The sequence below is a fragment of the Streptomyces sp. R302 genome, assembly GCF_012927245.1.
Taxonomy (GTDB): Bacteria; Actinomycetota; Actinomycetes; order Streptomycetales; family Streptomycetaceae; genus Streptomyces.
Map to the genome: position 1 here is coordinate 341,581 of NZ_JABBGE010000006.1, position 12,729 is coordinate 354,309.

Below are 12,729 nucleotides of genomic sequence, written 5' to 3' on the forward strand. Positions count from 1 at the left end.
CGTGATGCCCCGGGCCGTACCGCTCGGGGTCACCGGCGACCTGGGGGACGGCACGTACCGCAATCCGGTGCTCGCCGCCGACTGGTCGGACCCGGACGTGGTGCGGGTCGGCGAGGACTACTACCTCACCGCCTCCAGCTTCGGCCGTGCCCCGGGGCTGCCACTGCTGCACTCCCGCGACCTCGTCAACTGGACGCTCGTCGGGCACGCCCTCGAACGGCTCGTGCCGGAGGAGGCGTTCACCCTGCCGCGCCACGACCGCGGGGTGTGGGCGCCCTCGTTCCGCCACCACGACGGCCGGTTCTGGATCTTCTGGGGCGACCCGGACCACGGGATCTTCCAGGTCGACTCGCCGTCGATCGACGGCCCTTGGAGTCCTCCGCACCTGGTGAAGGAGGGCCTCGGGCTCATCGACGCCTGCCCGCTGTGGGACGAGGAGACCGGCGAGGCGTATCTGGTGCACGGCTGGGCGAAGTCCCGGGCCGGGTTCAACAACCGGCTCACCGGGCACCGGATGAGCCCCGACGGCACCAAGGTCCTCGACGAGGGCCGGACCCTCGTCGACGCCGACCTCCTGCCCGGCTGGTTCACCCTGGAGGGGCCCAAGCTGTACCGGCACGAGGGCCGTTACTGGATCCTCGCCCCGGCCGGCGGCGTCGCCACCGGCTGGCAGGGCGCCTTCCGCGCGGACTCCTTCTTCGGCCCGTACGAGGAGCGGATCGTCCTCTCCCAGGGCGACACCGACGTCAACGGCCCCCACCAGGGCGGCTGGGTGCGCACCGGCGCGGGCGAGGACTGGTTCCTGCACTTCCAGCAGACCGGCGCGCACGGCCGGCTCGTCCACCTCCAGCCGATGCGCTGGGACGCGGACGGCTGGCCGGTGATGGGCGACGAGGGCTTCCCCGTACGCGTCCACCGCAAGCCGGCCCTGCCGGAGGCGGCGCCCTCGCGGCCGGCCGTCGACGACGCCTTCCCGGGCGGTGCGTTCGGTCCGCAGTGGCAGTGGACGGCCAACCCCGGTGCGGGGTGGACGCGTTCGCACGCGGGGCGGGGGCTGCGCCTGGCCTGTCTGCGGTCCGAGCGGGCCGCCGACGACCTGCGGTCCGTACCGCACGTGCTGACGCAGCGGCTGCCGGCCGGTGCCCTGGCCGTGGAGGTCCGGCTGCGGCTCGACTCCGAGGCGCCCGGGGCGCACGCCGGACTGGTCGTCCTGGGCGACGCGTACGCCTGGATCGGTCTGGAGCGCGCCGCGGACGGCGGGCTGCTGCTCGTGCACCGCTTCGCCCCGGGCAACGCCGACCGGGAGCGGGACGCGGCCCGCGCCCGACCCCTGGACTCCGGCGAGGTGCTGCTGCGGATCGAGGTCACCGCCGACGCCCGCTGCCGCTTCTCCTACGACGCCGGCGAGGGACCCGTCCGGCTCGGACCCGAGTTCGCGGCCACCCCCCGGCGGTGGGTGGGCGCGCTGCTCGGACTGTTCGCCGCGGCGCCGGAGGGTGAAGGGCACGCCGGGACGGGCGTGTTCGCCGACTTCCGCGTCACCCCCGGGTCCCGTGTCGCTTCCACCGCCGCCGCTCGCTGAACCCCGGCGAGCCCTCGCACTCCCCCACACCTCCATCCCCCCGCACCACCCCGAGAGAAGAGAGCCGACGATGACCATCTTCCCCGGACGGCGCAGAGCCGCCCTCGCCCTCGCCGTCTCCGGCGTCCTCGCGCTGACCGCCACCGCCTGCGGTGACGACGGCAGTGGCGGCGCGGGCGGCGCAGGCGCCGAGGGATCCGGCAAGGGCAAGATCACCTTCTGGGACAACAACGGCGGTGTCCGCACCGACGTCTGGAAGGAGATCATCGCCGACTTCGAGAAGGCCAACCCGGACATCGACGTCGAGTACGTCGGCGTCGCCTCCAAGGAGGTGCAGTCCAAGTACGACACCGCCATCCAGGGCGGCGCGCTGCCGGACGTCGGCGGCGTCGGCGCGGCGATGCTCGCCGGGATCGCCGCGCAGAACGCGCTGGAGCCGCTGGACCAGCGGATCGAGAAGAGCGCCCTGTTCGGGAAGCTGAACCCCGGCATGGTCGAGTCCGTGAAGGCGGCCGGCGGCCAGGACAAGCTCTTCACCGTCCCGACCTCCGCCAGCAACGGCGTCCTCTACTACCGCACAGACCTCTTCGAGGCGGCCGGTCTGCAGGAGCCGTCCACCTGGTCGGCGTTCTACGCGGCGGCCGAGAAGCTGACCGCCAAGGACAAGAACCGGTTCGGCTACACGATCCGCGGCGGCGCCGGCTCCATCGCCCAGGCCCTCGACGCCATGTACGGGCAGAGCGGCATCCAGAGCTTCTGGGAGGGCGACAAGACCACCGTCAACGACCCGAAGAACGTGGCCGCGTTGGAGAAGTACGCCGCCCTGTTCAAGAAGACCACCCCGGCGGCCGACGTCAACAACGACTTCACCAAGATGGTCGCCCAGTGGGACAGCGGGCAGATCGGCATGCTGAACCACAACCTCGGCTCGTACCAGGACCACGTGAAGGCCCTCACCACCGAGAAGTTCCGCGGCATACCGAACCCGACGCTCGACGACGGCACCCGGGTGATGGTGTCCAACCCGGTCGACGGCCTCGGCCTCTTCTCCAGCAGCAAGAACAAGGCCGCCGCCTGGAAGTTCATCGAGTTCGCCGCCTCCCACGAGTCCAACTCCAAGTGGAACAGGTCCGCCGGCGCCATCCCCGCCAACACCGAGGCCGCGCAGGACCCGTGGCTCAAGGAGGCCGAGCCGACCAAGCTCGCCGCCGAGGTCCTCTTCAGCGGCAAGGCGACCATCGTCCAGCTGCCCTACTACCTGCCCGACTGGAACACCATCTCCAAGGCCGACAACGAGGCCGACTTCCAGAAGGTGCTGCTGGGTTCGATGACGGCGAAGGAGTTCGCCGACAGCCTCGCCGAGCAGCTGAACGCGGCCCAGGCCGAGTGGAAGGAGCAGCAGAAGTGACGCTCGGCCGCCGTGAGGCGGTCGCGGCCGGGGCGGGCCTGGTGCTCGCCCTGGCCGCCCGGCCGGCCGCCGCCCGTACCGAGGACGCCACCACCACCGGCTCCTCCGCCCGAAGCCCCCGCCCCCGCCCCCGCCCCCGCACGCTGTTCATCGCCGGGGACTCCACCGCCGCGCAGAAGTACGCCGACGCGGCCCCCGAGACCGGCTGGGGCATGGCCCTCCCGTTCTTCCTGCACCGGGACGTCGCCGTCTCCAACCACGCCGTCAACGGGCGCTCCACCAAGAGCTTCCTCGACGAGGGCCGGCTCGACCCGATCACGGACGCGCTGCGCCCGGGAGACGTGCTGCTCGCGCAGTTCGGCCACAACGACTCCAAGTCCACCGACCCCGCCCGGTACGCCGACCCCTGGGGCGCCTACCAGGACAACCTTCGGGTCTTCGTCGAGGCCGCCCGCTCCCGGGGCGCGTTCCCGGTGATCGCGACCTCCGTCGAGCGGCGCCGCTTCGACGCCGCCGGCACCGCCCGGCGCTCGCTCGGCGACTACCCGGCCGCCGCCCGCGCGGTGGCCGCCGCCTCCGGCGTACCGCTCCTCGACATCGAGGCGCTGTCCCTCGCGCTCTGGCAGCGGCTCGGGCCCGAGGCGACCAAGACGTACTTCAACTGGACCGCCACCGAGCAGGACAACACCCACTTCAACCCGCCCGGCGCGATCGAGGTGGCCCGGCTCGTGGCCCGTGAACTGCTCCGCACCCGGGTCCTCGCCCCGCGCGAGACCCGCCGGCTCGACGACGACATCCCCACCGACCGGATCACCTGGCCTCCGGCCGTCCCGTCCGCATCCTGAGGAGAACCGCGCGTGAACAGATCCACGAAGCTCGGGGCGGTGGCCGCCGCCGCCCTCGTCCTCACCGTCACCGCCCCCGCCGCCGGCGCCCACTCCGGCCGCCCCGCGGGCGCCGACCCGGCCCGCGCCACCCTCCCCGCCGGTGACGGCTGGGCCTCCGCCGGCGCCGGCACCACCGGCGGCGCCGCCGCCGACGCCTCCCGCGTCTTCACCGTCACCACCTGGGCCGAGCTGCGGGCCGCCCTCGCCGTCCCCGGCACCGAGCCCCGGATCGTCAAGGTCGCCGGCACCCTGGACGCCGTCGAGACCGGCTGCGCCGCCTTCGAGGCCCCCGGCTACGACTTCCAGCGGTACCTCGCCGACTACGACCCCGCCGTGTGGGGGTACGAGGACGAGGTCAGCGGCCCGCAGGAGGAGCTGCGCGCCGCCTCCGCCACCGCCCAGGGCCGGGCCATCAAGGTCAAGGTGCCCGCCAACACCACCCTCGTCGGCGTCGGCCGGGACGCGACGATCCTCGGCGGCAGCCTCCAGGTCACCGGCGTCGACAACGTGGTGATCCGCAACCTGACGCTGGAGAGCCCGCTCGACTGCTTCCCGCAGTGGGACCCGACGGACGGCGCCACCGGCGCCTGGAACTCGGAGTACGACAGCCTGGTCGTGTACGGCTCCACCCACGTCTGGATCGACCACGACACCTTCACCGACGGCCGCCACCCGGACAGTTCGCTGCCGCGGTACTACGGCGAGGTGTACCAGCAGCACGACGGCGAGCTGGACGTGGTGCGCGGCGCCGACCTCGTCACCGTCTCGTGGAACGTCTTCACCGACCACGACAAGACGCTGATGATCGGCAACAGCGACAGCGCGGGCGCCACCGACCGCGGCAAGCTCCGCGTCACCCTCCACCACAACCTCTTCGACGACGTGGTGGAGCGGGCGCCGCGGGTCCGCTTCGGCCAGGTCGACGCGTACAACAACCACTTCAGGGTGCCGGACGCGAACTACGTGTACAGCCTGGGCATCGGCCAGGAGTCGCAGCTGTACGCGGAGAAGAACGCGTTCACGCTCGGCTCCGAGGTGCCCGCCGGGAAGATCCTGAAGAAGTGGAAGGACGCGCCCGTCACCACCACCGGCAACCACGTCAACGGACGCCCGGTGGACCTCCTCGCCGTCCACAACGAGCAGTTCCCCGAGGAGACCCTGCGCGGCGACGCGGGCTGGACGCCCACGCTGCGCACCCGGGTGGACCACCCGAGGGCCGTCCCGTTCCTCGTCGGCGTCCACGCCGGCGCCGGCCGCCTGCGCTGAGCGGGCCACCCTGCCCCGGGCCGGGGCGGAGCGCGGCACCCCCGTCCCGTCGCGCCCGCCCCGGCCCGGTCCCTCACTCCCTCCCCAGCCCCCGAAGGAGCTTCCGCATGCCCGCGCACCACCCCCGCACCTCCCCCGGCCGCCGTGCGTTCCTCACCGGCGCCGGCGCGGCGCTCGCCGCCCTCGCCCTGCCGGCGGCACCCGCCGCCGCCTCCGTGTCCGCCGGTCCGTTCGGCCGGTACGGTTCGCCCGCCGCGCGGCTCTCCGCGAAGACGCTGTACGTCCACCCCGGCGGCCTCGGCGACCACACCTCCGTCCAGGCCGCGGTGAGCGCCGCGTCCGGCACCGGCTGGACGCTGGTCCTGGCGCCGGGCACGTACCGGGAGACGGTCGTGGTGACCGCCGCCCGGACGGGCATGACGTGGATCGGGGCGAGCGGGAACGCCGAGGACGTGGTCGTGGTCCACGACAACGCCGCGGGCACCCCGAAGCCGGACGGCTCCGGCCCGTACGGCACCACCGGTTCGGCGACGGTCACCCTGCAGGCGGCGGACTTCACCGCGCACGCCGTCACCTTCGCCAACGACTTCCTCCGCACCGACCTGCCGGGCAACCCGGGCACGCAGGCGGTGGCGCTGAAGGCGCAGGGCGACCGCTCGGCCTTCTTCCACTGCCGCTTCCTGGGCCACCAGGACACCCTGTACGCGGACTCGATGTCCCTGGCGGCCTTCGCCCGGCAGTACTACGCGCACTGCTACGTCGAGGGCGACGTGGACTTCGTCTTCGGGCGGGCCACGGCCGTCTTCGAGCACTGCCACTTCCGGACGCTGGTCCGCCCGGACCTGGCCGGCGCCCCGTACGGCTTCGTCTTCGCGCCCTCCACGGCCCGCGCCAACCCGTACGGCTTCCTCGCCACCCGCTGCCGGGTGACCAGCGAGGCCCCGGACGGCTACTACAAGCTGGCCCGTCCGTGGGTGCCCGGTTCGGACACGACGGCCTGGCCGTCGCTGGTGGTCCGGGAGAGCGTGCTGTCCGCGGGGATCGACGCGGCGGCGCCGTACGCGAACATGCGGGCCGCGTACCCGTGGCAGCAGCAGCGCTTCGCGGAGTACCGCAACACGGGCCGGGGCGCGGAGGTCGCCGTCCCGGAGAACCGCCCGCTCCTGACGGCCGCGCAGGCCGCCGCCGCGACCCCGGCCGCATACCTGGGCGACTGGACCCCGGACCGCACCCTCTGCCCCTGACACCTTCCTTCCCTTTCCTTCCCTTTCCCCCCGTACGAGAGGACCCGCACGTCATGTCTCGTAGCCCGAAGCTCCTCATGGCCGCCGTCCTGGCGGCGGCCGGACTCACCGCCCTCGCCTCCCCCGCGCAGGCCGCCACCGTCACCGTCTCGACGTCGACGGACCTGGCGAACGCGCTGAGGAACGCCACCCCCGGCACCGTCATCCAGATCCGGGGCGGCACCTACTACCCGACGGCCACCCTCCAGTCGACCGCGAACGGCACGGCGTCGAGCCGCATCACGCTCCGGCCGTACGGGACGGAGACCGTCAAGATCGACGGCTCGAACCTGCCGGCCGGGTCGTGGATCTTCAAACTGACGGCCAACCACTGGACGGTGAACGACCTCACCTTCCAGAACTCCCCCGACAGCGCGGTCGTCTGCACCTCGTGCGCGGGCACCGAGTGGAACCGGATCCGTACGATCAACGGCGGCGACTCCGGCTTCACGCTCACCGGCGACGACACCCACGACAACGTGGTGCGGAACCTCGACTCGTACGGCCACTACGACGCCGCCAACCACGGCGAGAACGCCGACGGCCTCGCGATCAAGTACGGCTCCGGGAGCAACAACCTCATCACCGGCGCCCGGCTCTACAACAACTCCGACGACGGCGTGGACCTGTGGTCCTGGTCGGCGCCGGTGACGATCGAGCACACCTGGGCCTTCGGCAACGGCAAGAACCGCTGGTCGGACTCCGCCTTCGCGGGCGACGGCAACGGCTACAAGCTGGGCGGCGACGGCGAGATCGTGGCCCATGTCGTCAACAACTCGGCGGCCTGGGACAACGCGGGCAACGGCTTCACCGAGAACAGCAACAAGGGCGCCATCGTCATCAACCGGACGACCGCCTACGCCAACGCCAAGTGGGGCTACTACTTCGCCACGGGCGCGGCCCGGCTCGGCAAGAACCTGGCCGTCTCCAACGGTTCGGGCCTGGTGAACAAGGGCTCCTCGGTGGTCTCGGCGGGCAACAACTGGGACGCCGGCGTCGCGACCCCGCGGTTCCTGAGCACCGACGCGACCGCCGCGTACGGGGCGCGCGACGCGGACGGCTCGCTCCCGGCGACGACGTTCCTCACGACCGGCTCGACGACCATCGGCTCGACGATGGACTGACAGCCGCCGCCTGTTTCGATTCAATGGTCAACCGGTCATGGACCAACCATTTTTACCGCTCCGGAAGGGGTTTTCGCCTCGATGCTCCGGACAGTCGCCGGAGAGACCGCGACAACCCCTGGAGGGTGGACATGATCGCCAAGGAACAGATACCGACCGTGCTGGACCATCCCGTCTACGACACCGAGGGCCAGAAGATCGGTGACGCCAAGCGCGTCTACCTCGACGACGCCACCGGCCGTCCTGAATGGGTCACCGTCAAGACCGGCCTGTTCGGCACCGGCGAGTCCTTCGTGCCGATCAAGGACGCTTCCCTGATCCACGACCATCTGCAGGTCCCGTACCCCAAGGACCGGGTCAAGGGAGCGCCGGACGTCGACGTCGACGACCGGGGGCACCTCGACGAACACGAGGAACAGCGCCTGTACGAGTACTACGGCATCGCCTGGGACGAAGCCTGGCAGCGGGCCAACCAGCCCGGCGAGGAAGGCTGGGCGCACGGCGGCGCCGCGGGCACGGGCATGGCGGGCACGGCGGGCACGGCGGGCGCCGCGGGCGCCGCGGGCGCTGCCGGGATGACCGGTGCGGCAGGGACGGCCGGGGCCACGGGCATGAAGGGCGACCTCGGGCCCTCCGCCGACGCGATGACCCGCTCCGAGGAGCGGCTGCACATCGGCACCGAGCAGGTCGAGACCGGCCGCGTCCGGCTGCGCAAGTACATCGACACGGAGGAGGTCCAGGAGACCGTGCCGGTGCACCACGAAGAGGTGCGCGTGGTGCGTGAGCCGATCACCGGGGCCAACCGCGACGAGGCCCTGTCCGGCCCCGAGATCACCGAGGCCGAACACGAGGTGACCCTCCACGAGGAGCGCCCGGTCGTCGAGACCCGGGCGGTTCCCATGGAGCGGGTCCGTCTGGTGACGGACGAGGTGACCGAGGAGCAGACGGTCACCGGTCAGATCCGCAAGGAGCGCATCGAGGTCGAGGCGGACGACACGGTCGTCGCCCGCGACACCGAGGAGCGCGGCGGGATGTGACGTGCGGATCAGATGAGCAGGTCCACGCAGTCGAGGGCGGTGCCCGGGCTCAGGAAGCCTGTTCCGGTCGAACCACTGACGACGTTCAGCCGGACCACGTTGTACTGGGACGGGTCCGCCCTCCACGCGCTCGCGGGGACGCTGTAGGTGAAGGTGTGGTTGTTGCCCCGGTAGGAGCCGGTGGTGAGGGAGCGGGTGGACGGCTGGGCGGGCGGTGACGGGATCGTGGAGACCCAGGTGTCGTTGACGGTGACCCGGGGGCGGCCGTTGAGGAAGGCGGTCGTGACGCCGATCCGCAGGGTGTGCGCGGCGGCGGCCTGGGCGGCGGTGAGCCGGAAGTAGATCAGGAAGCCGTCGTTGACGCCCTTCCAGAGGTAGCAGGGGACGGCGGCGGACGGGTTCGCGCCGTCGACGACGACGTTCCCCGTCCAGGCGGCGGCCCGCACGTCGGCCGGGTGGGCGACGGTCATGAGCTGCGCGTTCTTGAAGCCGGCGGGGGTGCCGTCCCAGTCGCCGAGCCGCCAGACGGCGGGCGCGGTGCTCGGGTCGCCGGTGATCGTGAGCGTGTGCAGGGCGGTGGCGGCGCCCGCGGTGACCGTCACCGTCGTGGTGTGGACGGCGAGTTCGCCCTTGTACACGGTGAGCGTGTACGTGCCGGGCAGCATGCCGCGGCAGGAGTACGCGCCGGTGCCGGCGGCCGCCCGGGTCCAGTACTGGGCGTCGGCGTTGGCGAAGCCGATGGTGTACGGGTGGTTCGGGTCCATGTTCCTGAGGCCGACGCCCGCGACCCGGCCGCGTCCGGCGGCGCCGACCCAGCCGGGGATGCCGAGGGCGTCGACCCAGCTCGTGTCGTGGGCGTCGGGGAAGAGCGAGGGGGCGGGGGCGCCGCCGTCGGTGAAGGCGAGCAGGTACGGCCCCTGGAGGCCGAAGCGCATGGGCTCGGTCTGCGACTGGTTGTAGTGGAGGATCTCGTAGAGTCCGACGCCCAGTTCGTTGGAGTGGCGCAGCAGCGAGCGGTAGAAGGGGCCGCCGGAGGCCTTCTCGTGGTTGGAGCGGACCATCCAGAGGCCGACGGAGCCGGTGGTGTAGCCGACGTGGTCGTAGTCCATGACGCGGACGCCGGAGTAGTGCTTGGAGCGGGTCTGCCCGTCGGCGCGCCGCCAGACGTCGCCGGCCTCGATGACGGTGTCGGCGCCCTCGACCCAGGAGTCCGGGCCCTGGTTGGGGAAGACGCCGGGCCTGAGGCGGGCGATGAAGCGGGTGGCGGTGAAGGACGTGTCGGCCTTGTCGGTCCACAGGTAGACGTTGTTGCGGCCGGAGCGGGCCGCGTAGTAGTGGCGCAGGGTGCCGTGGACGACGGTGACGAGGATGGTCGCGCCGACCTGCTTGAGGGTGACGGTGGAGGCGCCGAGGCCCGACTCGACGTGGGAGTGCTTGCCGCCGTAGCTCTCGTACTCCTTGCCCTTGTAGACGAGGGAGGTGAGGTCGCCGTTGGTCTTGGAGACCTTGAAGACGAGTCCGGCGCCGGTGTCGAGGACGTAGTTCGCGCCGTCGTCGCTCCAGCCGAAGCCGGCCGCGGCGGCGGTCCCGGCGGCGGTGGCGGCGAGGGCGGAGGCGGCGACGGCGGCGCCGAGGACGGTCCGGCGGCGGACGGGACGAGCGTGCATGTGCGGCTCCTTCGGTGGCTGTGGGGGGGGTAGCCGTAGGTCGCCGCGGGACGGGAAAGGGTTGCCCCGTCGATCGAAACGATTCAAGAGAGTTTCCGGGCGCGCCCGGAGCCGGGCCGGTCGGGGTCAGCCGAAGCCGCCCCTGAGGATGGTGCGGCCGCCGTCGCGGGCGGTGAGGACGACGGTGTACGCGTCGGCCGAGGCGTCCCGGGTGCCCTCCGCGTGGTTGTACTGGGCGGCGAAGGTGTGCGGCCCCGGCGGCACCGCGCGGCCCTCCTTCAGGGTCCAGCGGTAGACGAGGGCGCCGTCCTCCTCCGCGACGGTGGCCGTGAAGTCGTCGGCGGGGCGGGTCTGCCAGTGGCCGGTGTCCGCGATCCCGCCGGTGAGGGCGACCCGCAGCTCGACGGTGAGGGCGGTGACCTCGGTCTCCGTGGTGACGGCGAGGTCGCTCTGTGCCCACCAGCGGTTGCTGCCGGCGTCGATGGTGCCGGCCGCGCGGGCCGCCGGGCCGGGCGCGGGGGCGGCTCCCGCCGGGGGCGCGGGGCGGTCCTGGAGGGCGGTGACGGCCAGGCCGCCGAGGCCGAGGACCCCGGCGACGGTGGCCGCCACGGCGGCCGCGACCGTCCAGCGGCGCCGGGGCCGCCCGGCGCGGCGGGGCGCCGGGGCGGCCATGCCGCGTTCGACGCGGGCCAGCATCCGGGCGTGGTCGGGGCGGTGCGCGGCCGCCGCCTCGCGCAGTTCGCCGCGCAGACGCGTCTCGTCCATCAGCGCCTCCCCGCGGCGAGTTCGGTGGCGGCCCGTCCGCCGAGCAGCCTCTGGAGTTCGGCCATGCCCTTGGCGGTCTGGCTCTTGACCGTGCCGACGGAGACGCCGAGGGCCAGGGCGGTGTCGCGCTCGGAGAGGTCGAAGGCGTGGCGCAGGACGACGCAGGCGCGCTTGCGGAAGGGCAGGGCGCGCAGCGCGGTCCGCACGTCGACGACGGCGGGCACGTCCGGGTCCTCGGTGTGCTCGGGGCGGCGGTCCCAGAAGGCGGCGATGCGGCGGCGCTCGCGGACGGTGCCGCGGATGCGGGTGCGGACGAGGTTGGCGACGACGCCCCGGGCGTAGGCGGCGGGGTGGTCGGCGGCGCGGACCCGGTCCCAGCGGTGCCAGAGGGCGAGCATGGCGTCGGCGGCGAGGTCGTCGGCGGCGTCGGTCTCGCCGGTGAGGAGGTGGGCGAGGCGGGCGAGTTCGGCGTAGTGGCGGTCGAAGAAGTCCCGGAACTCGGCGGCGCCGTCGCGCTCCCCGTCGGGGTCAGCGGCGGTCACGGCCGTCCCCCGGTGCGGTGGGTGCCGGGGCGGTGGCGGCGCGGACGGTGAGGCGGGGGGCGAGGAGTTCGGTGCCGCGGGCGGGTTCGCCGCGCAGCCGGGCGACGAGCCGCTCGACGGCGATCCGCCCCATGTCCTGGGCGGGCACGGCGACGGCGGTGAGCGGTACGGAGGCGTGCGCGGCGACCTGGTCGGGGCAGACGGCGGCGACGGAGACGTCCTCGGGGACGGCCCGGCCCTGGTGGCGCAGGACGGCGAGGAGCGGTTCGACGGCGGCCTCGTTCTGCACGAGGAGGGCGGTGGTGCCCGGGCGTTCCTCGAAGATCCGGGTGACGGCGGCGGAGACGGCCGCGTAGGTGCCGTCGACGGGCCGGTGGAGCAGGTCGAGGCCGTGGCCTGCGGCGGCGTCGCGGACGCCGGCGAGGGTGCGCTCGGCGTAGCCCGTACCGCGGGCGTAGACGGCGGGGGGTTCGCCGAGGACGGCGAGGCGGCGGTGGCCGAGGCCGGCGAGGTGGTCGACGCAGCGGGCTCCGGCGGCGGCGAAGTCGAGGTCGACGCAGTCGAGTCCGGCGGTGTCGGCGGGCAGGCCGATGAGGACGGAGGGCCGCTCGGCCTCCCGGAGCAGGGGCAGGCGCGGGTCGTCGAGTTCGACGTCCATGACGATCATGCCGTCGGCGACGGCGCTGCCCTCGACGCGGCGGACGGCCTCGGGGCCCTCCTCGCCGGTGAGCAGCAGCACGTCGTAGCCGTGGGCGCGGGCCGTGGTGGTGACGGCCATGGCGATCTCCATCATCACCGGCACGTAGAGGCCGGTGCGCAGCGGCATCATCAGGGCGAGGATGCTGGTCCGGCCGCCGGCGAGGGCGCGGGCCCCGGCGTGCGGGCGGTAGCCGAGCTCGTCGATGGCGAGCTGGATGCGCTCGCGGGTGGCGGCGGAGATGGAGCGCTTGCCGCTGAGGACGTAGCTGACGGTGCTGGCGGAGACACCGGCGTGACGGGCGACGTCGGCGAGGGTGACCACGTGCGCGCTCCTCGGCCGTGACGGATGGGCGTGCCCGTCGACGACGGGGACCCCCGACCCTAAGCGGCCGCTCGTCGGACTGTCCAGGCGGGGCGCGAAGAGTCCAAGGGCCGGTGGCCCGGGTGGGGTTGTGCGGGGGCGTGCGGC

11 protein-coding genes are annotated in these 12,729 nt (G+C 73.3%); 7 read left to right on the top strand and 4 right to left on the bottom strand.

The annotated features are described in order from the left end of the window. Window positions 1-4: 4 nt before the first annotated feature. The 7 genes from HHL19_RS20700 (at window position 5) to HHL19_RS20730 (ending at window position 8,587) form a co-directional block, all read left to right on the top strand. The gene (locus HHL19_RS20700) at window positions 5-1,582 is read left to right on the top strand and encodes a glycoside hydrolase 43 family protein (protein ID WP_169091980.1); all 1,578 of its coding nucleotides are present in this window, start codon (window positions 5-7) and stop codon (window positions 1,580-1,582) included. 70 nt (window positions 1,583-1,652) lie between these two features. Next, complete coding sequence (locus HHL19_RS20705; protein ID WP_169091744.1) at window positions 1,653-2,990, top strand: sugar ABC transporter substrate-binding protein; 1,338 nt, start codon at window positions 1,653-1,655, stop codon at window positions 2,988-2,990. 143 nt (window positions 2,991-3,133) lie between these two features. Continuing rightward, the gene (locus HHL19_RS20710; protein WP_240981773.1) at window positions 3,134-3,835 is read left to right on the top strand and encodes a rhamnogalacturonan acetylesterase; all 702 of its coding nucleotides are present in this window, start codon (window positions 3,134-3,136) and stop codon (window positions 3,833-3,835) included. A 12-nt stretch (window positions 3,836-3,847) separates the two neighbouring features. Next, on the top strand, window positions 3,848-5,143 hold the full coding sequence (locus tag HHL19_RS20715) for a polysaccharide lyase family 1 protein (protein WP_169091746.1): 1,296 nt from the start codon (window positions 3,848-3,850) through the stop codon (window positions 5,141-5,143). 107 nt (window positions 5,144-5,250) lie between these two features. Then, the gene (locus HHL19_RS20720) at window positions 5,251-6,387 is read left to right on the top strand and encodes a pectinesterase family protein (RefSeq protein ID WP_169091748.1); all 1,137 of its coding nucleotides are present in this window, start codon (window positions 5,251-5,253) and stop codon (window positions 6,385-6,387) included. 53 nt (window positions 6,388-6,440) lie between these two features. Next, a complete protein-coding gene (locus HHL19_RS20725; protein ID WP_169091750.1) occupies window positions 6,441-7,550 on the top strand; it encodes a pectate lyase in 1,110 nt (369 codons plus the stop codon). Window positions 7,551-7,681: 131 nt separating this feature from the next. Continuing rightward, on the top strand, window positions 7,682-8,587 hold the full coding sequence (locus tag HHL19_RS20730; protein WP_169091752.1) for a PRC and DUF2382 domain-containing protein: 906 nt from the start codon (window positions 7,682-7,684) through the stop codon (window positions 8,585-8,587). 8 nt (window positions 8,588-8,595) lie between these two features. Here the strand turns inward: HHL19_RS20730 and HHL19_RS20735 are convergent, their stop codons facing one another. From HHL19_RS20735 to HHL19_RS20750, 4 genes are all read right to left on the bottom strand, one after another. Next, window positions 8,596-10,254, bottom strand: a complete 1,659-nt coding sequence (locus HHL19_RS20735; RefSeq protein WP_169091754.1) for a rhamnogalacturonan lyase B N-terminal domain-containing protein — start codon at window positions 10,252-10,254, stop codon at window positions 8,596-8,598. 126 nt (window positions 10,255-10,380) lie between these two features. Beyond that, window positions 10,381-11,019, bottom strand: a complete 639-nt coding sequence (locus tag HHL19_RS20740; RefSeq protein WP_169091756.1) for a hypothetical protein — start codon at window positions 11,017-11,019, stop codon at window positions 10,381-10,383. Beyond that, the gene (locus HHL19_RS20745) at window positions 11,019-11,561 is read right to left on the bottom strand and encodes a SigE family RNA polymerase sigma factor (protein ID WP_169091759.1); all 543 of its coding nucleotides are present in this window, start codon (window positions 11,559-11,561) and stop codon (window positions 11,019-11,021) included. Before HHL19_RS20745 ends, HHL19_RS20740 begins: the two co-directional genes overlap by 1 nt. Next, window positions 11,548-12,582, bottom strand: coding sequence for a LacI family DNA-binding transcriptional regulator (locus HHL19_RS20750; protein ID WP_169091761.1), 1,035 nt, complete (start codon window positions 12,580-12,582; stop codon window positions 11,548-11,550). Before HHL19_RS20750 ends, HHL19_RS20745 begins: the two co-directional genes overlap by 14 nt. Window positions 12,583-12,729 lie beyond the last annotated feature (147 nt).

Coding starts and splice junctions, on each gene's coding strand:
- HHL19_RS20740 (WP_169091756.1), bottom strand. CDS start 11,019: ATGGACGAGACGCGTCTGCGCGGCGAACTGCGCGAGGCGGCGGCCGCG.
- HHL19_RS20720 (WP_169091748.1), top strand. CDS start 5,251: ATGCCCGCGCACCACCCCCGCACCTCCCCCGGCCGCCGTGCGTTCCTC.
- HHL19_RS20735 (WP_169091754.1), bottom strand. CDS start 10,254: ATGCACGCTCGTCCCGTCCGCCGCCGGACCGTCCTCGGCGCCGCCGTC.
- HHL19_RS20730 (WP_169091752.1), top strand. CDS start 7,682: ATGATCGCCAAGGAACAGATACCGACCGTGCTGGACCATCCCGTCTAC.
- HHL19_RS20700 (WP_169091980.1), top strand. CDS start 5: ATGCCCCGGGCCGTACCGCTCGGGGTCACCGGCGACCTGGGGGACGGC.
- HHL19_RS20705 (WP_169091744.1), top strand. CDS start 1,653: ATGACCATCTTCCCCGGACGGCGCAGAGCCGCCCTCGCCCTCGCCGTC.
- HHL19_RS20725 (WP_169091750.1), top strand. CDS start 6,441: ATGTCTCGTAGCCCGAAGCTCCTCATGGCCGCCGTCCTGGCGGCGGCC.